Genomic DNA, 20,942 nt, shown 5'->3' with positions numbered 1-20,942 from the left:
CCGTTAAACGGGCACTCGCCACACTCCCGAGACCACTTCACGGCAGTTTTGCAGCGCGGCGACGTCCAGTCTGCCTTCACAGGCGAGCGCCCGCAGCGCCAGTTCCGCGTAATGCGCGGCCAGCTGGTCCAGGGTGAGCGGCCCCGCCGGCGAATACCAGCGCGCGACACCGCTGCACATCTCCACCAGTGCCAGCCGGGTGACCGAAGGCTGGTCGGTGTGGAAGACACCCGCCTTCACGCCGTCCTCGATCGCGTCCGCCCACAGCCTTTCGTAGGCGTCGCGCAGCCCCACCACCTCGGCCCTGGCGCCCGGGGTGAGCGCGTGGACCTCGTTGTCCACCACGCGGGTGTCATCCGGTTGGATGGCGTGCGCGAGTACGTGCAGCGCCACCAGGGAGCCGAGCCGTGACACGGGATCGGCGAGCCCGGCGGTCGCCCGCTCGGCCGCGTCGAGCAGGCGCCGCAGCGACTCGTTCATGATGGCGACCAGCAGATCCTCTTTGGTGCCCATGTAGTGGTACAGGCTGGCGGACGACAGTTCCGCCTCCTGCGCCAGATCCCGGATGCCGGTGCCGTGGAACCCCTTGGCGGCGAACAGTTTCACCGCCGCCTGGCGGACCCGCTCGCGGGTGCTCACAACCACCTCTCGATGGTCCTGTCCCAGGAACCGGCGCGGAGGTCGCCCGCCTTCTTGAGCTCCCCCTTCGCGACCCGTTCCGACGGTGTCATCGGCAGTTCCGTCACGATGACCCAGAATCGGGGAACCTTGAAGTAGGCCAGTTTCGCCGAGCAGAACTCCGCCAGTTCGGCCGGTTCGCACCGGTGCCCCTCGTTCTCGTCGAGGACGATGTACGCCTTGACCTCCTCGCCGCGGAGATCGTCCGGCACCGCGATGACAGCGGCGAGCTTCACCGCCGGATGCAGTTGCAGCGCCCGTTCGACCTCGTCCGCGGAGATGTTCTCGCCGCTGCGGCGGATCATGTCTTTCGTGCGGCCCACGTAGTACACGCGGCCTTCGCCGTCCATTGTGGCCAGGTCGCCGGTGTGGAACCAGCCGCCGTCGAACGCACGCCTGGTCGCTTCGGGATCGTCGTGGTAGCCGTGCATCAGGCCGACCCCGCGGATCAGCAGCTCACCGGTTTCCCCGCGCGGCAGGGGTTTCCCGTCCTCGCCGGCGATCATCACCTCGCGGGCGGGCGACGGCCTGCCGAGGCAGCCGGTGCCGACGGTCTCCTCGTGATCCGCCGGGTGCATCCGGATGTCGCCGCCGGTCTCGGTCATGCCGAAGGCCTCGTACCACGGCGTGCCCCAGCGTGCTTCGAGCGCGGCGTGCAGGTCACGCGGGATGGCCGACGCGCAGATCGCGCGGACCTGGTGTGCCTTGTCCAGCTCGCTTTCCGGCTGGCGCAGCAGGAGGGTGGGCATCAGGCCGAGGCAGTAGAACCAGGTGACGCCGTGCTCGCGGATCTTCTCCCAGAACGTCGACGGGTGGAAGCGGTCGAGCACCACCAGGGTCGCGCCGCCGGCGAGCCCCAGCGCGACGTTCCACTGTGGATCGATGTAGTGGAACGGTTGCGCGGTCAGGATGACGTCGTCCGCGCCGACCGACGGGTAGTCCGTGGCCAGGCCGATCGCGAGCGTCGTCCAATACCGGTTCGGCAGTACGCAACCCTTGGGCGCGCCCGTCGTTCCCGAGGTGTACTGGATGTTGACCGGGCGCTCGGCTTCACTCGCGAAGACCGGCACGGCACCGGAGCCGGTGAGTTCGCCGGGCGTGAGCACGTGTTCCAGCGAGGTCTCCGGCGCGATCTTGTTCAGCAGCTCCAGGAATTCCTCGGCGGCCACGGCGAACCTGGCACCGGAATGCCGCAGCACATGGGCACCGTCGAACTCGCGGTATCCGGTGTTGACCGGGACGAGCACCCCGCCGATCTTGGCCAAGGCCAGCCACAGCAAGGGGAACTCGGGCTGGTTGCGGAGCATCACCGCGACCCGGTCACCCGGTTCCACGCCGAGTTCCAGCAGCGCGCGGGCGAACTCGGTGCTGCGCGCGTCGACGTCGGCGAACGTGAAGCTCTCCCCGGTGGAGTCGAAGATCCACGCCGTCCGGTCCGGCCAGAGCGCGGCGGCCCTGGCGGTCAGCCCGAGGAGGGTGTCGATTCCGGCGAGCGAGGTCATGACCGGCTCCGGAACGCCTCGGCCGAGGCGGCGACCTCGGCGGAGTGCTCGGTGATCAGCGCGTGGCTGACTTCGAGTTCGAGCGCGGCGTCGAGGGAGCTGTCGATACCGGAATCGAGCGCGCGTTTGGCCATCGTGGCCGCGGCCGCCGGATGAGCGGCGATCTTGGCCGCCCAGGCCAGCGCGGTGTCCATCAGGTCGTCGACGGGCAGGGCGGCGTTGACCAGGCCGAGCTCGGCCGCCTCGGTGCCGCTCACGCGTTCGCCCAGCAGCAGGAGCTCCTTGGCCTTCAGCGGGCCGACCAGCAGCGGCAGCAACCGCGACGCCGCGCCCGTGACGCTCAGGCCGAGGGAGACCTCGGGGAAGGCGAACACCGCGTCTTCGGCGGCGAGGATCAGGTCGCAGCCCATCGCGAACTCGGCACCCGCGCCGATCGCGTAGCCGTGGACCGCGGCGATGACGGGCTGGCGCAGTCCGCGAAGACGGCGCGTCACGTCCTGTAGCCGGTCGAGCCGCGGGCGTGAATCCCCCGGCGGGGTGGGTTCCTTGAGGTCGTGACCCGCGCAGAACGCGCGTCCCCGCCCGGCCAGCACGACGGCGCGCGCGTCCGACTTGGCGGCCGCGTCGAGCGCCTCCAGCAGGTCGTCCACCAGTTCGGCGACCACCGCGTTGAGCCGTTCGGGGCGGTTCAGCCAGATGACCGCGATTCCGTCGTCGAGTGCGTAGTCCACGGTGCTCATGTCGCCGAGCCTAGACGACCGATCGATCGATCGATAGGGTCGGATCCATGCGGGTCGACACGGTCTACGAGAACGCCCGGTTCCTCACCGGGACGGAGGAATCCATAGCGCTTGCGGTGCTGAACGGGCGAATCGTCGCGTTAGGTGACGATGCGACCGCGCTTTCCGCAAAGCACCGGGTGGATCTCGGCGGGTCGGTGGTGGTGCCCGGATTCCACGACGCGCACAACCACATGGCCTGGTTCGGCATGGCGCTCGACGACGTCGCCCTGTCCGATTGCCGCAGCGTCGACGAGGTGTACGACGCCGTCGCGCGGCGCGCGGCCGAAACCCCGCCGGGCGGCTGGATCATCGGCAGCGGCTACGACCAGAACAAGCTGGACGGCGGCCATCCGACGAGACAGGGGCTCGATCGCGCCGCTCCTGGGCACCTCGTGCGGCTCAAGCACACTTCAGGGCATATGACCGTGGTCAACTCCGCCGTCCTGGAGCGGCTGGACCTGGCGAACGTGCCGGTCGGTGGCGACGTCGTCCGTGACGAGGACGGTTCGCCGACCGGGTTGCTGCGGGAGCAGGCCCAGCTCTTGCTGCGGCCGCTGACCTATCCGACGCCGGTGGAACGGGTCGTCCGCGGCCTGGACAGGGCGAGCGAGCGGTACCTGGCCGAGGGCATCACGAGTGTCCAGGAGGCCGGGATCGGCGGGGGCCTCGTGGGGGAGACCCCCGCCGAACTCGCCGCGTACCAGCTGGCGCGCGAACGCGGGGTGCTGCGCGTGCGGAGCACGGTGATGGTCGCCGCGAGCGTCCTGCACGAGCTGGACGCGGGGGCGCGCTCCGAGGCACGCTTTCCCGCCGAGGAGCCATCAGCGCTGTACGGCTTGGACCTGGGGATGCGCACCGGCTTCGGCGACGAATGGCTGCGGATCGGCGCGATGAAGCTGTTCGCCGACGGATCGCTGATCGGCCGGACCTGCGCGATGCACGAGCCGTTCGCGGGCGAGCCGGACAACGTCGGCTACTTCCAGGTGCCCGAGGACGAGATCGCGCGGACCATCGCCGCCGCGCACAAGGCCGGCTGGCAGATCGCGACGCACGCCATCGGCGACCGCGCGATCACCGTCGTCCTCGACGCCTACGAGGCCGCGCTGAAGGCCGACCCGCGACCTGATCACCGGCACCGCATCGAGCACTGCGCGGTGCTGCGGCCCGAGGAACTGGAACGGCTGGCGTCGCTGGGGCTCATCGCCTCGCCACAGGGCCGGTTCGTCAACGAGATCGGCGACGGCATGCGGGCCGCGCTGGGCCCCGAGCGCGAGCCGTGGTGCTACCGGCTCAAGAGCCTGCTCGACGCGGGATGCGTGCTCCCGGCCAGCTCCGACCGGCCGGTCGTCGAGGGCGCGCCGCTGCTCGCGCTGGCCGACATGGTGCGGCGGAAGACCGCGTCCGGAGTCGTGCTGGGTCCCGACGAGCGGCTCACGCCCGCCGAAGCGCTGCGCGCGTACACGTACGGATCCGCGTACGCCGCTTTCGCCGAGAAGGACCTGGGAACGCTGGAGATCGGCAAGCTCGCCGACTTCGCCGTCCTCTCGGCCGACCCGACCGACGAGTCCACTTTGGATTCGATCAACGTCGTCGCCACCGCCGTCGGCGGCGACATCGTCTACGAACGGAGCTGAGACCCATGCCGGTGCGGGACGCGGTCGCGGACGACATCGAGGAGATCTGCGCGCTCATCGAGGAGCACGCGGTCTACGAGGACAAACACGATCTGAAGCTCGACAGGCAGGAGATGGCCGGGTTCCTCTTCGGGCCCGATCCGAAGGCCTGGGTGCTGCTGGCCACCCCTCCGGGTGAACCGGGCAAGGTCGCGGGGTTCGCCTTCTGCAGCTGGAACTTCTCCACCTGGGAGGCCCGGCCGGGGATCTGGCTCGACGACCTCTTCGTGCGCCCGGAACACCGCCGGTTCGGCCTCGGGCGGGAGCTGCTCGACGAACTGGCCGCGCGGTCGCCCGGCCGGGTCGAATGGGACATGCAGGAGGGCAACGAGAAGGGCGAGGCGTTCTACGCCCAGCTCGGCGCCGACCCCGTCCCCGGCTGGATCCGGTACCGCTGGCGACCGCACGCTGGGTGAGCCGCGGCCGAGCGGCAAGACGTAAACTCGCACGCATGGGTGAAGGGGCAAGCCGCAGGTCGTCGTCCGTGGAGGACTACGTCCGGGTGATCTACGGGCTGGTGGAACGCGGTGAGGCCGTCACCAACACGTCGCTGGCCGGACGGCTCGAGGTAAGCCCGTCCTCGGCGTCCGGCATGGTCACCAAGCTGTCCCAGCTCGGGCTGGTCGCGCACGTCCCGTACCGGGGGATCGAGCTGACCACCGACGGCAGGCTGCTCGCCCGCTCCGTGCTCCGCCGCCACCGGCTGATCGAGACCTACCTGGTGTCCGAACTCGGCTACACCTGGGACGAGGTCCACGCCGAGGCCGATGCGCTCGAACACGCGGTTTCGGACAGGCTCGTCGAACGGATCGCCGCGAAGCTCGGCAACCCGGTGCGAGACCCGCACGGCGACCCCATCCCCGCGCCCGACGGCAGCGTCGAGGAGATGCCGATGCGCATCCTCGACGACCTCCCGCCCGGCGCGGTCGGCGAGATCGTCCGCGTCTGGGACACCGATCCGGAACTCCTGCGCTACCTCACCGAGCACTCCATCGGCCTCGGCGAGCGGATCGAGGTGGTCGAGCGCCAGCCGTTCGGCGGCCCGATGGTGGTCAAGGTCGGCTCGCCGCCGGACGCGGCGACCCACGCCATCGGCAAGGAGATCGCGCAGGCGCTGTCGGTCGCGCTGCGCTGAACCATGTCCACTGTGGACCGGTATCGGGCGGGGTGGGAATTTTCCCTACGTCTCTGCATAATTACGTCACCCGCCTGCCGCGCCGATAGGTGATCGAAGACCCTTCCGATCATGTGATCCCGCGCCTAGGCTGCGCTATTCCGGGTGGCTAGCGAGCGTACGAAGGCGATGAAGATGACCGGTCAGCGGACACACACCATCGACCGGGGGGTGGCGGAAGGACGTGAACTCAGGCGGCTGCTGGAGACGGGGCCGTTCGCGGACGCCCTCAGGGCGGCGATCAGGGCGCGGGGCCTCGGTCTCGATCGGATCCGGTACCGGCTCAGGGGGCGGGGGTGCTCGGTCAGTCTCGCGACGCTGAGCCACTGGCAGTCCGGCCGGTGCCGTCCGGAACGGCCGGAATCCCTGCTGGTGCTGAAGAATCTCGAGGAGGTGCTCGGGGTTCCGCCGGAGTCCCTGTCGCGGCTTCTGGGACCGCCGCGAGGGCGGGCGGCCCGGTGTACGGTGCCCGGCGAGGGCATGGTCATGCCGAGAAACCGGGACACTTGAGGAGCGCGAGTGCGGGCGGTCGTCTTCGAGGAGTTCGGGGTGCTGCCCGAGGTACGCGAGGTGCCGGATCCGGTCGCGCCGCCGGGCGGGGTGGTGATCGCCGTCGAGGCGACCGGGGTGTGCCGCAGTGACTGGCACTCCTGGCAGGGGCACGACACGTCGGTGAAGCTGCCGCACGTCGCAGGGCACGAACTCGCCGGCCGGATCGCGTCGCTCGGCGAGGGCGTGCGCGGCTGGTCGGCGGGCGACCGGGTGACGGTGCCGTTCGTCTGCGCCTGCGGCGCCTGCGCCCAGTGCGCGGCCGGTGACCAGCAGATCTGCGACCGCGAGTTCCAGCCGGGCGCGACCCACTGGGGCTCGTTCGCCGAGTACGTCGCGATCGAAAACGCCGAGGTCAACCTCGTGGCCCTTCCGGACTCGCTGTCGGCTGCCGAAGCGGCGGCTCTGGGCTGCCGGTTCGGGACGGCGTTCCGGGCCGTGCTGCGCCAGGGCGGGGTCCGGCCGGGGCAGCAGGTCGCGGTGTACGGCTGTGGTGGTGTCGGTGTCTCGGCGATCCTGCTGGCCGTCGCGGCCGGCGCGTCGGTCGTCGCCGTCGACCCGTCTCCGCAGGCCAGGGCACTGGCGACGCGAATGGGAGCTTCTTCGGTCGTCGACCCGTCCGCGTTCGAAGGCCATGAAGCCGTCGCGGCTCACGTCCGCGAGCTGACCGGCGGCGGCGCGCACGTGTCGCTCGACTGCCTCGGCTCGCCGACCACCTGCGCCGCCTCGATCGGCAGCCTCCGGAAGCGGGGACGGCACGTCCAAGCCGGGCTGATGCCGCCCGCGCAGGGCGTCGCGCCGATCCCGATGCACCGGGTGATCGGCGGGGAGCTGGAGATCGTCGGCATCCACGGGCTGCAAGCACACGAGTACCCCGAGATGCTGCGGGTGGTGGAAACGGCAGGGATCGACCTCGAAGGCATGATCGGCGACCGCGTCGGCCTCGACGACGTCCCCGCCGTTCTCGCGGCGATGAACGACCCGGTGCCCGCGCGGGCCGGGGTGACGGTGGTCGAATTCGCACGGTGACCGGGTGAACGCACTGCGGTCAACCGGCCGATCGGAGTAGTCCGAAAGGTGGCTTCTTCCGGCGGTTTGTGGCAGCTTGCTTGACCGTGACAGTCATGGATGCCCCGTCCCGGCCCCGGTTCGGCCGGTCCGTGCTGCTCTGGCTCGCCGCGGCGGGTGTCCTGGTACGGGGCCACCGGATCATCGGCGCGTGTCCTGGCAAACTCGACGCGTGGACGCGCTGATCCCTCGCCCGCGGACCGAAGTCGCACCCGGTGCGGTGCATGTTCCCGACTGGCTCGACCTCGACGAACAACGCCGTCTGGTCGAGGCGTGCCGAGGTTGGCGTGGCTACCGGCGGACGCGGTTGCCCAATGGTGGCGTCATGTCGGTGCGGACGGTCTGCCTCGGCTGGCACTGGCACCCGTACCGGTACTCGAAGGTGACCGCGGACGGCTCCCCGGTCCTGCCGTTCCCTTCGTGGCTGGGCGATCTCGGGCGGCGGGCGGTTTCGACCGCTTACGGCTCGTCGGAGTACGAGCCGGACATCGCGCTGGTGAACTTCTACGACTCCGCCGCCAAAATGGGGCTGCATCAGGACAAGGACGAGGCTTCGCTGGAGCCTGTCGTGTCGCTGAGCCTGGGGGACGCCTGCGTCTTCCGGTTCGGGAACACGGTCGATCGTGGGCGGCCGTACACGGATGTGGATCTGCGGTCGGGGGATCTGTTCGTGTTCGGCGGGGAGTCGCGGCTGGCCTTCCACGGGGTGCCTCGGATCTTGCCGGGGACGGCCGATCCGGAGCTGGGGCTCGTGGGGCGATTGAACATCACTTTGCGGGTTTCGGGACTTGAGAGTGATTAAGCGACCTTCGCGAGCTTAAAGGCGCTTCGCGGCTTTAAGGAATCTTCGCCGTCGCCATTTTTCGGCAATATTCGCATTGGGCTATTTGGGCTAGCGCAAGTGTTCGATTCGAAGTAATGTCGGTGTCGTGGCCAGCAACGATGCACCCCCAGAGACGCCCACCGAATGGTGGCGCGTCGACACCGCCACGCTGCACGCCCGCAAACAAGAACTCGAAATCCTGAAGCGTCAGGCGGATGCCGAGCAGAACGCGATCCTGGCGGAAATCAATTCCCGCGGGGTGCGTGGGTGTAGCGGGCATTCGACGTTGGCGGCACTGATTTTCGAGGACTTCCTAGTGACGGACAAGGAAGCCAGTGCCCGCGCCGACCGCGTCCTGGCGCTGCATCCCGGCCCCGCCATCGGCGGAGATCCCGAACCGCCACTGGCACCGTTGACGGCCCAGGCCGCCGCGGAGGGCGCGATCGGGGGTTCGCAGATCGACGCCATCATCCGCACCCTCGCGCGGATCCCGTCCAGCGTGCCCGAGGAGGACGTGCGGGCCGGGGAGGCGATCCTGGTCGAGCTGGCGCGTCGGGCGGGGCCTCGGCAGATCGCCCGCGCCGGACGCCGCCTGCTCGACGAACTCGACCCCGACGGCAAAGAACCCCGCAACGAAGACCCCAAAGACACCCGGCCGGAGCTGCGGTTCGTCAGACACCGCGACGGCACCCTCGGGTTGAAAGGCACCCTCGACCTGGAAACCTACGCCCGCCTGAAATCCGACCTAGACCCCATGGCCAAGCCTCATAAGGCCATCGACGGAGTGCGGGACTCCCGCAGCCAAGACGAACGCTACGGCGACGCTTTCACCGACTACGTGCGGCTGAAGACCACCAGCCGCAACCTCCCCGGCCAAGCCGGCGAAGCCACCCACATCCTCGTCACCATGTCCTACGAGGACCTGATCCGGGACATCGGCGAAGCACATTTGGATTTGGTCGGGCCGATCAGCGCCACCGACGCCCGCATCCTCGCCTGCGACGCCCGCGTCCGCCCCGGCGTCCTCGGCACCGCCGGAGAACCCCTCGACATCGGCCGGTCGAAACGCACCGTGTCGCTAGCGCAGAAGTACGCGTTGACGATCCGCGACGGTGGCTGCGCCTTCCCCGGCTGCGACATGCCCGTACCCCGCTGCACCGCCCATCACATCGTTTTCTGGCGACACCACGGCGAAACAAAGATCGACAACCTCGTCCTGCTCTGCACCAAACACCACCGATTGATCCACCACAGCGAATGGAAAGTCCAGATCGCCCAAGACGGACTGCCCGAATTCACCCCGCCCGCCTACCTCGACCCCACCGGCACACCAAGACGCAACACCATGCACCTCAGGGCCTAGGCCGACCCGGTGAACATGCACTCAGCTGGCTAAATGCGAGCCAGGTGGCCGGTCTCTCAAGCGAGCTGGAACCGCACCCGCTGCCCGGGCCGCACCTGCGCGGCCAGGTCCAGTTCGCCCCGCTCGCCTACCCCCGCCGGGACGCCGAGGCGCAACACCATGCACCTCAGGGCCTAGGCCGACCCGGTGAACATGCACTCAGCTGGCTAAATGCGAGCCAGGTGGCCGGTCTCTCAAGCGAGCGGAACCGCACCCGCTGCCCGGGCCGCACCTGCGCGGCCAGGTCCAGATCCGCCTCCTCCACCACCGCGATCACCGGGTAGCCCCCGGTCACCGGGTGGTCGGCCAGGAACAGGATCGGCTGCCCCGAAGGAGGAACCTGCAACGCGCCCGGCACGGCGGCCTCGGGCGGCAGCTCGCCACCACGCGCCCGCGACAGCGCAGGGCCATCGAGCCGCACACCCACCCGATCGACGTCGGCCGTGGCGACATAACCGGAAGAGACCAAAGTGGACAGTGCGCCGGGAACGAACCACGAAACCCGAGGCCCTGGAGTGACCCGCAGAACCGGTTCCTCTGGCAAAGAAGGAAGAGGAGCGAGATCCACCCCGGGATGGGCCAGTACCTCCTGCCCCACCGGCAAGGCCATCCCCGCCGAAAGCGCGGGCGGGCCGAGTTTGCCGAGGGTGTCGGTCGCCCGTGCGCCCAGCACCGGCGGGACGTCGACGCCGCCGCGCACGGCGACATAGCAACGCAAACCGTGAGAAGCCATCCCGAGAACGAGTTCGTCGCCCGCCCGCACGAAAATCGGCGAGCAGGGGCCGAAAGCCCGCCCACCGGCGGTGATCGAGCAGGGCGCGCCGGTGACGGCGACGGTCGCGGGAGCGGAGAACCGCAGGACGAGGCCGCCGAGAACGCACTCCAGGGCCGCGTGGCTCTCGGGGTTCCCGACCAGCCTGTTCGCCAGCCGCAGCGAACCGCGGTCGGCGGCGCCGGACCGGCCGACGCCGATCGCGGCCAGGCCCGGCCGTCCGAGATCCTGCACGGTGGCGAAGACCCCGGGCCGGACCACTTCGATCTTCGCGGTCATGAAGTGAACCGGATCCGGGTACCGGGCGCCAGCAGGTTCGGCGGCTCCCGCTCGACGTCCCACACCGGCAGCGAGGTCCGCCCGATGAGCTGCCAGCCGCCGGGGGAGGCGTTCGGGTACACCGCCGTGTACTCGCCCGCGATCGCGACCGACCCGGCGGGCACCCGCGTGCGCGGGCTCGTCCGGCGCGGCAGGTGCAGCGCCGGGTCGAGGCCGGTCAGGTAGGCGAAACCGGGAGCGAAACCGCAGAACGCCGAGACGTAGGTGCCGTCCTCGTGCCGCCGGACGACGGCTTCCGCCGACATACCGGCGGCGGCCGCGACGTCGGCGAGGTCCGGGCCGTCGTAGTGCACCGGCACGATGATCTCGGCGGTCTCGCGCGGCTCGATGTCCACTGTGGACCGATGGAGCACGTCCTCGGCGAGCCGGTCGTGGTGGGTCCGGCCGGGGTCGAACCGGATGAGCAGGGTCCGCGCGGCGGGGACCAGTTCGACGACGCCGTCCGGCGGGTCCTGCTCCAGTGACGCGTGCAGCCCGAGCACCTCCGACGGATCGTCGAAGTCGACCATGGCCGCACGCGCCCCATAGGGCAGCACTCGCATCAGGCGGCCTCGATGAAGGGTCCGATGTGGACACCGGAGGCGTCGAGCCCCGCGCGGATCCGGCGCGCCAGCTCGACGGCGCCGGGCGTGTCGCCGTGCACGCACAGCGAATGCGGCTGGAGCGCCAGCTCGGTCCCGTCGGCGGAGACGACCTTGCCGGTGGTCGACATCGTCACCGCCCGCGCGGCCACCTCGCCGGCGTCGTGGAGCACGGCGCCGGGCAGTTTCCGCGAGACCAGAAGGCCTTCGGAGGTGTACGCGCGGTCCGCGAACGCCTCGGCGTACGCGGGGAGCCCGGCCTTTTCGGCCTGCTTGGCCATTTCCGAACCCGGCGGGCAGAGCAGCGCGAGCCCGGGGTGGAACCGCCGGATCCCTTCGACCACCGCGGCCGCTTGATCCGGATCCACCGCGGCCGTGTTGTACAACGCCCCGTGCGGTTTGACGTATCGCACCCGCGAGCCCGCCGCGCGGGCGAACGCCTCCAGCGCGCCGATCTGGTAGAGCACGTCGTCGGTGAGGTCGGCGGGGGCGACGTCCATCGCCCGCCGCCCGAATCCGGCGAGATCGCGGTAGGCGACGTGGGCGCCGATGACGACACCTCGCTCCGCCGCGCGATCGCAGACACGCCGCATCACCGACGGGTCGCCGGCGTGGAAGCCGCAGGCGACGTTCGCGCTGGTGACGATGTCGAGCATGGCGTCGTCGTCGCCCATCTTCCAGGCGCCGAAACCCTCGCCCAAATCGCTGTTGAGATCCATCAGGCCACCCTGAACTCACTGTCGAGTTTGTCGGTCACGAACATGTAGCCCGGCGCGTGCGTGATCGCGAACGGCGGCCGCGAGGCCATCAGAGCCGCCTGCGGCGTCACTCCACACGCCCAGAACACCGGCACGTCACCGGGTTCCGCGTCGACCGGGTCGCCGAAATCGGGCTTGCCGAGATCGGTGATGCCGAGCGCTGCCGGATCGCCGATGTGCACCGGCGCACCGTGCACGGCGGGCATCCCGCGGGTGATGCGCACGGCGTCGTCCACGCGGTCTTCGGGGATCTGCCGCATCGAGACCACCATCGGCCCGTGCAGCCGCCCGGCGGGGACGCACTCGCGGTTCGTCACGTACATCGCCACGTTGCGGCCCTGGTCGACGTGCCGCATCGGAATGCCGTCGGTGGCCAGCGCCGATTCGAAGGTGAAGCTGCACCCGATCGAGAACGCGACCATGTCGCTGCGCCACAGCCCGCTCGCGTCGGTGAGCTCGCCGGACAACGCGCCGTTCTGCCAGACGCGATACCGCGGCAGGTCGGTGCGCAGATCCGCGCCGGGCGCCAGCCGGGTCGACGGGTCGCCTGGGTCGCTGACGTCGAGTACCGGGCAGGGCTGCGGGTTCCGCTGGCAGAACAGCAGGACGTCGTAGGCCCAGTCCTCGGGGACGGCGATCAGGTTGGTCTGGGTGAACCCGTTCGCCCAGCCGGTGGTCGGGCGGGCCGTGCCCGCGCGGAACAGGGCGCGGGCCTCGCCGGGGGACAACGTCGCCGGTTCGTCGAAGGTGGTCATCGCGGTGCCTCCTCTTCCGATTGTGGTCACAGAAGTTCGCGGCCGCGAGTCTCGGGCAGGCCGAGCAGCGCCAGCACGGCGATGCCGTAACCGACCGCGCCGAACACCATCGCGCCGCCGGCGCCGAGGAAACCGACCACGGCGGGGAACGTGGCGCCGATGGCGCGGCCGAGGTTGTAGGTGAAGCCCTGCCCGGTCCCACGCAGCGCGGACGGGTACAGCTCGGCGAGGAAGGCGCCGAACCCGCTGAAGATCGCGGACATCGAGAACCCGAGCGGGAACCCGAGGAACAGCACGAGTGTGTTCGCACCCGCCGGGATCTGCGTGTACGCGACGATGAGACCCGCCGACAGCACCGAGAACAGCAGGAACGTCTTCTTGCGGCCCAGGAGGTCCGTCAGATAGCCGCCGGTGACGTAGCCGATGAAGGCGCCGGAGATCAGGAACGCGAGGTAACCGCCGGTCCCGATGACGGTGAGGCCGCGGGTGGTCTTCAGGTAGCTGGGCAGCCAGGTCGCGAGCGTGTAGTAGCCGCCCTGGACACCGGTGGCCAGCAGCGCGGCGAAGAACGTCGTGCGCAGCAGGTCCGGCTTGAAGATGCCCGCCAGCGAACCGCGTTCCTTCTTCGTGGCGCGGGCCGCTTCGGCGACAGGCGCGTCCTGGACGTTGCGGCGGACCCACAGCACGAGCAGCGCGGGGATGACGCCGGTCCAGAACATGACCCGCCAGGCGATGTCCGGGCTCCAGATGCTGAAGACGACGGTGTAGACGACGACCGAGAGCGCCCAGCCGACGGCCCACGCGCTCTGCACGAAGGCGACCGTGCGGCCGCGATACTTCGCCTGCGAGTACTCGGCCACGAGCGCGGCGCCGGCGGCCCATTCGCCACCGAAGCCCAGGCCCTGCAGGGCGCGGAAGACCAGGAGCGTCTCGAAGTTCGGCGCGAACCCGCAGAGCACGGTGAAGATCGTGTACATCGCGATGGTGAGCTGGAGGGTGTGGACGCGGCCGATGCGGTCGGCCAGGATGCCGGCGCCGATCCCGCCGATCGCCGAAACCACCAGCGTGGTGGTGCCGAGCAGGCCCGCCTCGCCGCCGGAGAGGCCGTAGTAGGCGGTGATCGCGGCCAGGCCCAGCGGCAGGGTCTGGTAGTCGAACGAATCGAGCCCGTATCCGCCGAACGCGCCGACGAAGGCCCGGCGGCCTCGCGAACCGAGCGTGCGGAACCAGGCGAAGGGGCGTGTGTCTTCGGTAGTGGCTGTCGCGTTCATCGGCACCTCCAGAGGGTGAATCTCAGGGTGGCACGGGTCACATGGATAGCCACTGTAGGTATTGTTCAACAATTCCACAAGAGGATCCTTGGCTGAGACTCTTGTGCCTAGGTAGGATCGGTCACGTGACGATCGCGGAGGGTGGTCCTGCCTCGGTAGAAGGACTCGAGGCGGATCGCGGCATGATCAGCCGGACCAGCACGGCCGAACGGGTCGCGGGCGTCCTCCGCACGCGTATCGCGGAAGGTTTCTTCCTGCCCGGCGTCCGGCTGTCGGAGCAGGACATCGGCTCGGCGCTCGGCGTCTCCCGCAACACGCTGCGCGAGGCGTTCCGCCTGCTCACGCACGAACGCCTGCTGACCCACGAGCTCAACCGCGGTGTGTTCGTGCGGGTGCTGCCGGTCGAGGACGTCGTCGACCTCTACAAGGTGCGCAAGGTCGTCGAGTGCTCCGCGGTGCGGGCGGTGACGGAGAAGCCGCCGACGTTCGGGAAGCTCGCGCGCCTGGTCGAGGACGGCAGGATCGCCGAGCGGGGTGAGCGCTGGCAGGACCTCGGCACCGCGAACATCCGGTTCCATTCGGCGATCGCGGAGCTGAGCGGCAGCGAGCGGATCGACGAGCTGATGCGCGGCATCCTCGCCGAGCTGCGGCTGGTGTTCCACATGATGGCCGACCCGCGGCGCTTCCATGAGCCGTACCTCAAGCGCAACGCGGAGATCCTGGAGCGCATCGAAGCCGGCGACGGCCTCGGCGCCGAAAAACTCCTCGCGCAGTACCTCACCGACGCCGAGAACCAGCTGGTCGAGGCCTACGCCGAGCGCTCCTCCTGACGCGTTTCGTCCTCTGAATGCGGTAGTTCGAAGTGCGAACCACCGCATCCAGAGGACGAAATGCGAGGGGTGGCTAAGGAGTGACCCACTTCTGGTTCGCGGCGCCGGTGCAGGACCAGATCTGGAGCCGGGTGCCGTTGGCGGAGGAGTTGCCGGTGGTGTCCAGGCACTTTCCGGAACCGGAGTTCACCAGGTCGCGGGCGGCGTTGGCCGCCCAGCGCTGATTCGGTCCGCCCGCGCAGTCCCACAGTTGCAGCGGCGCGCCGTCCGCCGTGGACATCCCGGTGACGTCGAGGCATTTGCCCAGCGCCCGTACCGTGCCGTCCGCCTGGAACGACCACTGCTGCGCGTTCGAGCCGTTGCAGTCGTACAGCTGCACCGCCGTCCCGTTGGCGCTGTTCGCCCCGGCGACGTCGACGCATTTGCCGCCGAGCCCGGTGATCGCGCCGGTGCGGACGCCGCCGCCCGACTGGGTCCCCGACCACGTGAACGTCGCCGACGTCGACGCGGGCAGCGTGTACGTGAAGGACTGCCCGCCCCAGTTGACGCGCACGTTCTGGCTCACGCCACTGGTGTTGTACGCGATCAGCGCCTTCGACCCGTCCGGGTTCTTCCACGCGACGTTCCGCACGGCGGAGTTGTCGTTGGACGAGATCCGGTGCGCGCCCGGCTTCACGAACTTCGTCAGGTGACCCATCGTGTAGTACTCGACGGTGTAATCGACCTGCCCGTGCCTCGAATCTCCATTGTGGACGGTGATGAGGCCGGTGCAGGTGCCGCAGCCGCCGTTGTGCGGTCCCATGTTCTGGTCCACCGCGAGGCTCCACTTGATGAAGCTCTTGCTCCAGTTCCGCGTGTAGTCGACGATGTTCGCCATGTCTTCGGCCTGCTGATGACTCACCCACGTCCCGCCCGAATGCTCCGTGCTGTACGCGGGCACGTCCGGGTACTGGTTGTGCACGGCGGTCTGCTGGGCGACGTCGCCGCCGTAGCCGTGCCAGGCCATCCCGCCGAAGTTCGGGTCGTTTCGGATCGAAGCGTCGTCCATCGTGGGCGCGCCGAATTCCGTGTACTTGTCCCAGTTCCAGTCCAGCGCGAGGACCTTTGTGGACAGACCAGCGCCCTTCAAGGCCGGTAGCAGGTTGGTCTTCGTGAAGTACTGGAGGCCGGCGCCGTTCCAGTTCATCGACGGATAGCTCGCGCAGCAGGTCGGCTCGTTCTGCACCGACACGTAATGGATCGGCACTCCCTGTGCCTGGTACGCCTGGATGTACTTGACGAAATACTGCGCATAGACCGGGTAATACTCGGCCTTCAGCCAGCCCAGCTTGAAGTCCCCGTTGTCCTTCATCCACGGCGGCGCGCTCCACGGCGACGCCATCACCTTGGTCGCCGGATTGATCTCCCGCGCCTGCTTGGTCAGCGGCAGGATGCTGTCGAGATCGTGGCCGATCGAGAACTTCGCCAGGCTCGGATCGGTCTGCCCGGCGGGGAGATCGTCGAACGAGTAGCTGAACCGCGCCAGATCCGAGGAACCGAGCGGGTTGCGGATGAAGTTGACGCCGATCCCCGAAACCGGATCGAACAGCTTCCGCATGGTCTCGTCGCGGGTCGCCTGCGACAACGCGCCGCTGCCCTTCATCAGCCACGCCGCGGTGTCGGTGAACGACGCACCCGCGCCCTCGAACTGCTGGTACGTCGTGTTCTCGTCGACGGTGATGGTCTGCTGGCCGGTACCGGTGCCCGCGGCGAAGGTGACCGGTGACTGCTGCTGGAGCCCGCGCGTGACGTTCACGCCGCGCGAGTCGTTCGTGGTGGTGAGCCAGATGTTCACGGTTTCCCCGGCGGCTCGCGCCGGCGTCGCGACGAGCGTGGCCGCCGCGATCACCGCGGCGCCGAGCAGCGGCAGCCTTCTCACGGCGTCGTCCACTTCTGGTTCGCGCCACCGCCGCACGTCCAGATCTGGAGTCTCGTCCCGTTCGCGGAGCTGTTCCCCGTGGCGTCCAGGCATTTGTTCGCCTGCGGGTTCACGATGTCGCGCGCGCCGCTGATCGCCCATTTCTGCGCGCCGGATCCGTTGCAGTCCCACAGTTGCACGGCCGTGCCGTCCGCGGTCCCGCCGCCGGAGACGTCCATGCATTTGCCGAGCGCCCGGATCGTGCCGTCGCCGCCGATGGTCCAGTTCTGTGCGGCGTTGCCGTTGCAGTCGGTGATCTGGATCGGGGTGCCGTTGGCGGTGTTCGCCCCGGCGACGTCGACGCACTTCCCGCCGATCCCGGTGATCCGGCCCGTACGCCCGGCCGTGTCACTGGAATTGACGCGCACGTAATCGACGACGAGACGCTGCGGGAAGACCGTGCTGGAGTTCGGGTCGCCAGGCCAGTAGCCGCCGACGGCGAGGTTCAGGATCAGGTAGAAGGGGTGGTCGAAGACCCAGCGGTTGCCGTTGAGGTCGGCGGGCGTGCGGGTCTGGTAGAGGTTCCCGTCCACGTACCACTCGATCTGGTTCGGCGCCCAGTCGACGGCGTAGGTGTGGAAGTCATCGGAGAAGTTCGGGCCGTTGTAGGCCGCGCCGATACCGCCCGCGCCCGAGTAGCCGGGGCCGTGAAGGGTGCCGTGCACCGTGTTCGGCTCGAAGCCGACGTTCTCCATGATGTCGATCTCACCGCTGTTGGGCCAGCCGACGTTGCCGATGTCGGCGCCGAGCATCCAGAACGCGGGCCACATCCCCTGCCCGCGCGGCAGTTTCATCCGCGCCTCGAACCGGCCGTAGGTTTGGGTGAACTGGCCCTGCGTGGACAGTCGCGCCGAGGTGTACTCACAGCGCCCGTACCAGCAGTTGTAGTTGCCGGGGTTCTCCTTCTTCGCGGTGATGACCAGATTGCCCTGGCCGTCGAGCGCCGCGTTGTTCGTCCCGGAGGTGTACCACTGCCGCTCGTGGTTGTTGACGTTGTCGCCGGTCTCGAAATGCCACTTCGAGGTGTCGATACCGGCGCCGGCGGGCCCGTTGAAGTCGTCGGTGAAGGTCGCGGCCGTGACCGCGGCCTCGGAGGCCGGGGCCTGTGCGGTGGCGGGGAGTGAGCCGAGGAGGACGCCGGCGGCGAGGAGCGCCGCCCAGCGAAAACGGGAGGAGATGGACATCGTTGTCGCCTCTCTTCGCAGGCAGAAACCACTTTGTTGTGCCTGACAACAAAGTATGCATGGTCTCTACCACTGCGACAAGACGTATTTTTCGACCTCGAATTAAGGTCAGGTGGCCGTGCCCCGCTTCGATCCGGCCGTCCGCGGGTCCGCGCCCTGCTCCAGCAGTGCGGCGACCGGGAGGGTGGCGGCTCCTATGGCGACGGCGTCCGGGCCGAGCTGTCCGAGCTCGATCTCGGTCTGGTCGAACACGTGCGCCAGCGCGTGCTCGCCCGCCACGCGCCGGATCTCGGGCAGATACCGCTCGCCGAGCGCCAGCCCGGCCCAGCCGCCGAGCACGATCCGCTCCGGGTCGAACAGGTTGATCAGGTTGCCGATCCCGGCGCCGAGATAGCCCGCGGTCTCTTCCAGCACCTTGGCCGCGGCCTTGGACTTGCCCGCCGACTCCAGCAGGGCGGCGAACTGGGTCTGCTCGTGCTCGTCCGAAGTCTTTCCGCCTCGCGCCTTGCGATAGCGGGCGAGAACGCCCTCCGCGCCGACGTAGGACTCCAGGCAGCCGCGCGATCCGCAGCGGCATTCCTGCCCGCCGTAGACGATCGTCGTGTGGCCCCATTCGCCCGCGCTGCTGGTGGAACCCCGGTAGGTGGTGCCGTCGGCGACCACGGCCGCGCCGACGCCGGATCCGATCAGCGCGATCACCGCGTGCCGGGCGCCACGGCCGGCACCGAACCACATTTCGCCCTGACCCTGGGTTTTCGCGCCGTTGTCCACGAACAGGGGCAGCTCGACGCCCTCCGCGCGCAGGAGGTCCGTGAGCGGGACCTCCTTCCAGCCGATGGTTGGCGCGTGCACGCGCAGCGCTTCACCCTGCTGGACGGTGCCGGGGACGCCGACACCGACACCGAGCACGGTCGCTTCGTCGATACCCGATTCCGTGATCACCTCCCGCAGCCCGGAGGCCACCTGGGTGACCGCCGCGGCCGCGTCCGGCCGGGGCGAGGCGAGGGGATGCTCGACGGTGGCGAGCCGGTTCATGGTGAGGTCGAACAGCTCGACCTTCACCCCGGTCTCGCCGATGTCGACGCCCGCGACATGCCCGTACGCCGGGTCGACACGGAGCAGGACGCGCGGTCTGCCGCCGTCGGACTCGACCAGCCCGGCCTCGGTGATGAGGCGTTCTTCGCCGAGTTCGGCGGTCACGTTGCTGACGGTCGCGGCGCTCAACCCGGTCAGACCGCTCAATTCGTGGCGGCTGAGCGGGCCGTCGAAGTAGAGTTTCGACAACAGGAGGGAACGGTTGTGCCGCCGCAGGTCACGGACGGTGGTGCGCTTGGCAGGCATGCGGATACCCATCTTGTGGCGGCGGACCCTTCCAGGATGCCCCACGACCTTATCCTCCGCCATGTATCAACTGGTGAAATAAGGCGGGAAGAGGGGCCATGACGGGGGACGACGAGCTCATCGGCACCTTGCCGCCGGACTTCCGGTGGGGTGTGGGCAGTTCGGCGTACCAGGTCGAAGGCGCGGTCGCCGAAGACGGAAGAACACCGTCCATTTGGGACACGTGGGCCCAATCCCCGTGGTCGGTCGACAACGGGGACACCGGCGAGATCGCCTGCGATCACTACCACCGCATGCCCGCCGACGTCGCGCTGCTCAAGGAACTCGGCGTCGACACCTACCGCTTCTCCGTTTCCTGGCCCCGCGTGCAGCCGCGTGGACGCGGCGGCGTGAACCCGGCGGGCATCGCCTTCTACGACCGGCTGGTCGACGAACTGCTCAACAACGGCATCGACCCCTGGCTGACGCTGTACCACTGGGATCTGCCGCAGCATCTCGAAGACGCCGGCGGCTGGCCCGCGCGCGACACCGCCGTCCGGTTCGCCGACTACGCGATGCTCGTGTTCGAGCGGCTGAGCGACCGCGTCCGCCACTGGACCACGCTGAGCGAACCGTGGTGCACGGCCATGCACGGTTACGTCCACGGGGTGATGGCGCCCGGCCGCCGGGACGCGAAGGCGGGCATGGCCGCGGCGCATCACCTGCTGCTCGGCCACGGCCTCGCCGTGCGGCGGATGCGGGAACTCGCCCCGGCCGGGACGAAGTTCGGCATCACGCTCAACCTGAGCACCGCCGATCCGGCCACCCCGAGCGAGGCCGACCGGGCCGCCGCGCGCTTCGAGGACGGGCTCGGGACGAGGTTCTACCTCGACGCGCTCGTCCACGGCCGGTACCCGGAGGACGTGCTGGAGACCCTCGCGCGGCACGGCATCCGCCTGCCGTCGGAACCGTGGGATCCGTCGATCATCGCGGTCCCGCTCGATTTCCTCGGCGTCGACTACTACTTCGGGACGCGGTATTCCGGGGTGGAGGAGAACGGGAACGCCGTGGAGCATTTCGGGATGCCAGCGTTCCGCAAGGTCCCGTTTGGGGCGCCGTCGACGGTGCTGGGCTGGGAGATCCTGCCGCACAAGCTCACCGAACTGCTCGTCCGGATCAGCCGCGACTATCCGGGCCTGCCGCTTTACGTCACCGAGAACGGCGCCGCGTTCGCCGACGTCCCCGACGAGACCGGTTTCGTCCGCGACGACGACCGTGCCGGATACCTGTCCGCGCATATCGCCGCCACGGCCGCCGCGCGACGGGCGGGCGCGGACGTCCGCGGCTATTTCGCGTGGTCCTTTTTGGACAGTTTCGAATGGGCGTACGGCTACGCGAAACGGCTCGGCCTGGTGCGGGTCGACCGCGAGACGCAGGCGCGGACGATCAAGCAGAGCGGGCTGGCGTACCGCGACATCGTCGAGCGGGTGCGCGGCGGACGGCGGTAGGGCCTGCTCCACCATC

At 69.3% G+C, this 20,942-nt stretch carries 22 protein-coding genes; 10 read left to right on the top strand and 12 right to left on the bottom strand.

The window, feature by feature from the left end; translation table 11 throughout:
* Positions 1–3 precede the first annotated feature (3 nt).
* Genes H4W30_RS17125 through H4W30_RS17115 form a run of 3 tightly spaced genes read right to left on the bottom strand, consistent with a single transcriptional unit; the run spans position 4 to position 2,920 of the window.
* A complete protein-coding gene (locus H4W30_RS17125; protein ID WP_192744140.1) occupies positions 4–639 on the bottom strand; it encodes a TetR/AcrR family transcriptional regulator in 636 nt (211 codons plus the stop codon).
* Positions 636–2,180 (bottom strand): ATP-dependent acyl-CoA ligase, encoded by a 1,545-nt coding sequence (locus H4W30_RS17120; protein WP_192743706.1) that lies wholly within the window; start codon positions 2,178–2,180, stop codon positions 636–638. The genes H4W30_RS17125 and H4W30_RS17120 overlap by 4 nt, the downstream gene beginning before the upstream one ends.
* Positions 2,177–2,920: an enoyl-CoA hydratase/isomerase family protein gene (locus H4W30_RS17115; protein WP_192743705.1), complete on the bottom strand. Its 744-nt coding sequence runs from the start codon at positions 2,918–2,920 to the stop codon at positions 2,177–2,179. Before H4W30_RS17115 ends, H4W30_RS17120 begins: the two co-directional genes overlap by 4 nt.
* Before the next feature lie 47 nt (positions 2,921–2,967).
* On the opposite strand from H4W30_RS17115, the gene H4W30_RS17110 reads away from it, so the two are divergent.
* From H4W30_RS17110 to H4W30_RS17080, 8 genes are all read left to right on the top strand, one after another.
* Positions 2,968–4,596 (top strand): amidohydrolase, encoded by a 1,629-nt coding sequence (locus tag H4W30_RS17110; RefSeq protein ID WP_192743704.1) that lies wholly within the window; start codon positions 2,968–2,970, stop codon positions 4,594–4,596.
* A gap of 5 nt (positions 4,597–4,601) precedes the next feature.
* Complete coding sequence (locus H4W30_RS17105) at positions 4,602–5,051, top strand: GNAT family N-acetyltransferase (RefSeq protein WP_192743703.1); 450 nt, start codon at positions 4,602–4,604, stop codon at positions 5,049–5,051.
* Between the two features lie 35 nt (positions 5,052–5,086).
* Positions 5,087–5,770, top strand: coding sequence for a metal-dependent transcriptional regulator (locus H4W30_RS17100; protein ID WP_192743702.1), 684 nt, complete (start codon positions 5,087–5,089; stop codon positions 5,768–5,770).
* Positions 5,771–5,938: 168 nt separating this feature from the next.
* A complete protein-coding gene (locus tag H4W30_RS17095) occupies positions 5,939–6,319 on the top strand; it encodes a transcriptional regulator (protein ID WP_192744139.1) in 381 nt (126 codons plus the stop codon).
* A gap of 9 nt (positions 6,320–6,328) precedes the next feature.
* Positions 6,329–7,387 carry an alcohol dehydrogenase catalytic domain-containing protein gene (locus H4W30_RS17090; RefSeq protein ID WP_192743701.1) on the top strand — a complete coding sequence of 353 codons (1,059 nt, stop codon included), beginning with the start codon at positions 6,329–6,331 and terminating at the stop codon, positions 7,385–7,387.
* A 95-nt stretch (positions 7,388–7,482) separates the two neighbouring features.
* Positions 7,483–7,611, top strand: a complete 129-nt coding sequence (locus H4W30_RS44210; RefSeq protein ID WP_264082850.1) for a hypothetical protein — start codon at positions 7,483–7,485, stop codon at positions 7,609–7,611.
* Positions 7,599–8,228: an alpha-ketoglutarate-dependent dioxygenase AlkB family protein gene (locus H4W30_RS17085; RefSeq protein WP_192743700.1), complete on the top strand. Its 630-nt coding sequence runs from the start codon at positions 7,599–7,601 to the stop codon at positions 8,226–8,228. Before H4W30_RS44210 ends, H4W30_RS17085 begins: the two co-directional genes overlap by 13 nt.
* Positions 8,229–8,355: 127 nt before the next feature.
* Positions 8,356–9,612 (top strand): HNH endonuclease signature motif containing protein, encoded by a 1,257-nt coding sequence (locus H4W30_RS17080; protein ID WP_192743699.1) that lies wholly within the window; start codon positions 8,356–8,358, stop codon positions 9,610–9,612.
* Between the two features lie 56 nt (positions 9,613–9,668).
* Here H4W30_RS17080 and H4W30_RS43730 read toward each other — a convergent pair whose 3' ends face one another.
* The 6 genes from H4W30_RS43730 to H4W30_RS17055 are packed head-to-tail and all read right to left on the bottom strand — an operon-like array spanning position 9,669 to position 14,127.
* On the bottom strand, positions 9,669–9,773 hold the full coding sequence (locus H4W30_RS43730) for a biotin-dependent carboxyltransferase family protein (protein ID WP_225949366.1): 105 nt from the start codon (positions 9,771–9,773) through the stop codon (positions 9,669–9,671).
* A gap of 5 nt (positions 9,774–9,778) precedes the next feature.
* Positions 9,779–10,702, bottom strand: coding sequence for a 5-oxoprolinase subunit C family protein (locus tag H4W30_RS17075; protein ID WP_192743698.1), 924 nt, complete (start codon positions 10,700–10,702; stop codon positions 9,779–9,781).
* Positions 10,699–11,304, bottom strand: a complete 606-nt coding sequence (locus H4W30_RS17070; protein WP_192743697.1) for a 5-oxoprolinase subunit B family protein — start codon at positions 11,302–11,304, stop codon at positions 10,699–10,701. The genes H4W30_RS17075 and H4W30_RS17070 overlap by 4 nt, the downstream gene beginning before the upstream one ends.
* Positions 11,304–12,062 (bottom strand): LamB/YcsF family protein, encoded by a 759-nt coding sequence (locus H4W30_RS17065; protein ID WP_192743696.1) that lies wholly within the window; start codon positions 12,060–12,062, stop codon positions 11,304–11,306. Before H4W30_RS17065 ends, H4W30_RS17070 begins: the two co-directional genes overlap by 1 nt.
* Positions 12,062–12,856, bottom strand: coding sequence for a putative hydro-lyase (locus H4W30_RS17060; RefSeq protein WP_192743695.1), 795 nt, complete (start codon positions 12,854–12,856; stop codon positions 12,062–12,064). The genes H4W30_RS17065 and H4W30_RS17060 overlap by 1 nt, the downstream gene beginning before the upstream one ends.
* 26 nt (positions 12,857–12,882) lie before the next feature.
* On the bottom strand, positions 12,883–14,127 hold the full coding sequence (locus H4W30_RS17055) for an MFS transporter (RefSeq protein WP_192743694.1): 1,245 nt from the start codon (positions 14,125–14,127) through the stop codon (positions 12,883–12,885).
* A gap of 182 nt (positions 14,128–14,309) precedes the next feature.
* Between H4W30_RS17055 and H4W30_RS17050 the strand changes: the two genes are divergently transcribed.
* Positions 14,310–14,957, top strand: a complete 648-nt coding sequence (locus tag H4W30_RS17050) for a GntR family transcriptional regulator (protein WP_091599994.1) — start codon at positions 14,310–14,312, stop codon at positions 14,955–14,957.
* A 73-nt stretch (positions 14,958–15,030) separates the two neighbouring features.
* On the opposite strand, the gene H4W30_RS17045 is transcribed toward H4W30_RS17050, so the two are convergent.
* The 3 genes from H4W30_RS17045 to H4W30_RS17035 all read right to left on the bottom strand — a co-directional run bounded on the left by H4W30_RS17045 (position 15,031) and on the right by H4W30_RS17035 (position 19,451).
* Entirely contained in the window at positions 15,031–16,875 is a 1,845-nt protein-coding gene (locus tag H4W30_RS17045) for a ricin-type beta-trefoil lectin domain protein (protein WP_318780615.1), read from the bottom strand.
* Positions 16,872–18,098 carry a glycoside hydrolase family 16 protein gene (locus tag H4W30_RS17040; protein ID WP_192743692.1) on the bottom strand — a complete coding sequence of 409 codons (1,227 nt, stop codon included), beginning with the start codon at positions 18,096–18,098 and terminating at the stop codon, positions 16,872–16,874. The genes H4W30_RS17045 and H4W30_RS17040 overlap by 4 nt, the downstream gene beginning before the upstream one ends.
* Before the next feature lie 108 nt (positions 18,099–18,206).
* On the bottom strand, positions 18,207–19,451 hold the full coding sequence (locus H4W30_RS17035; RefSeq protein WP_192744138.1) for an ROK family protein: 1,245 nt from the start codon (positions 19,449–19,451) through the stop codon (positions 18,207–18,209).
* Between the two features lie 86 nt (positions 19,452–19,537).
* Here H4W30_RS17035 and H4W30_RS17030 point away from each other — a divergent pair, with 86 nt between their 5' ends.
* Positions 19,538–20,926, top strand: coding sequence for a GH1 family beta-glucosidase (locus H4W30_RS17030; protein WP_192743691.1), 1,389 nt, complete (start codon positions 19,538–19,540; stop codon positions 20,924–20,926).
* The last annotated feature ends 16 nt before the right edge of the window (positions 20,927–20,942 follow it).

The organism is Amycolatopsis roodepoortensis (assembly GCF_014873915.1).
Lineage (GTDB): Bacteria > Actinomycetota > Actinomycetes > Mycobacteriales > Pseudonocardiaceae > Amycolatopsis > Amycolatopsis roodepoortensis.
Note: the sequence above shows the minus strand (reverse complement) of the source record. Positions and strands in the feature narration are given on the sequence as shown.

What these genes read in the sequence shown, in the direction of transcription:
- H4W30_RS17120 (WP_192743706.1), bottom strand. Translation starts at nt 2,180, where the DNA reads ATGACCTCGCTCGCCGGAATCGACACCCTCCTCGGGCTGACCGCCAGG.
- H4W30_RS17115 (WP_192743705.1), bottom strand. Translation starts at nt 2,920, where the DNA reads ATGAGCACCGTGGACTACGCACTCGACGACGGAATCGCGGTCATCTGG.
- H4W30_RS17110 (WP_192743704.1), top strand. Translation starts at nt 2,968, where the DNA reads ATGCGGGTCGACACGGTCTACGAGAACGCCCGGTTCCTCACCGGGACG.
- H4W30_RS17105 (WP_192743703.1), top strand. Translation starts at nt 4,602, where the DNA reads ATGCCGGTGCGGGACGCGGTCGCGGACGACATCGAGGAGATCTGCGCG.
- H4W30_RS17100 (WP_192743702.1), top strand. Translation starts at nt 5,087, where the DNA reads ATGGGTGAAGGGGCAAGCCGCAGGTCGTCGTCCGTGGAGGACTACGTC.
- H4W30_RS17095 (WP_192744139.1), top strand. Translation starts at nt 5,939, where the DNA reads ATGAAGATGACCGGTCAGCGGACACACACCATCGACCGGGGGGTGGCG.
- H4W30_RS44210 (WP_264082850.1), top strand. Translation starts at nt 7,483, where the DNA reads ATGGATGCCCCGTCCCGGCCCCGGTTCGGCCGGTCCGTGCTGCTCTGG.
- H4W30_RS43730 (WP_225949366.1), bottom strand. Translation starts at nt 9,773, where the DNA reads ATGGTGTTGCGCCTCGGCGTCCCGGCGGGGGTAGGCGAGCGGGGCGAA.
- H4W30_RS17075 (WP_192743698.1), bottom strand. Translation starts at nt 10,702, where the DNA reads ATGACCGCGAAGATCGAAGTGGTCCGGCCCGGGGTCTTCGCCACCGTG.
- H4W30_RS17070 (WP_192743697.1), bottom strand. Translation starts at nt 11,304, where the DNA reads ATGCGAGTGCTGCCCTATGGGGCGCGTGCGGCCATGGTCGACTTCGAC.
- H4W30_RS17065 (WP_192743696.1), bottom strand. Translation starts at nt 12,062, where the DNA reads ATGGATCTCAACAGCGATTTGGGCGAGGGTTTCGGCGCCTGGAAGATG.
- H4W30_RS17060 (WP_192743695.1), bottom strand. Translation starts at nt 12,856, where the DNA reads ATGACCACCTTCGACGAACCGGCGACGTTGTCCCCCGGCGAGGCCCGC.
- H4W30_RS17055 (WP_192743694.1), bottom strand. Translation starts at nt 14,127, where the DNA reads ATGAACGCGACAGCCACTACCGAAGACACACGCCCCTTCGCCTGGTTC.
- H4W30_RS17050 (WP_091599994.1), top strand. Translation starts at nt 14,310, where the DNA reads ATGATCAGCCGGACCAGCACGGCCGAACGGGTCGCGGGCGTCCTCCGC.
- H4W30_RS17040 (WP_192743692.1), bottom strand. Translation starts at nt 18,098, where the DNA reads ATGTCCATCTCCTCCCGTTTTCGCTGGGCGGCGCTCCTCGCCGCCGGC.
- H4W30_RS17035 (WP_192744138.1), bottom strand. Translation starts at nt 19,451, where the DNA reads ATGGGTATCCGCATGCCTGCCAAGCGCACCACCGTCCGTGACCTGCGG.
- H4W30_RS17030 (WP_192743691.1), top strand. Translation starts at nt 19,538, where the DNA reads ATGACGGGGGACGACGAGCTCATCGGCACCTTGCCGCCGGACTTCCGG.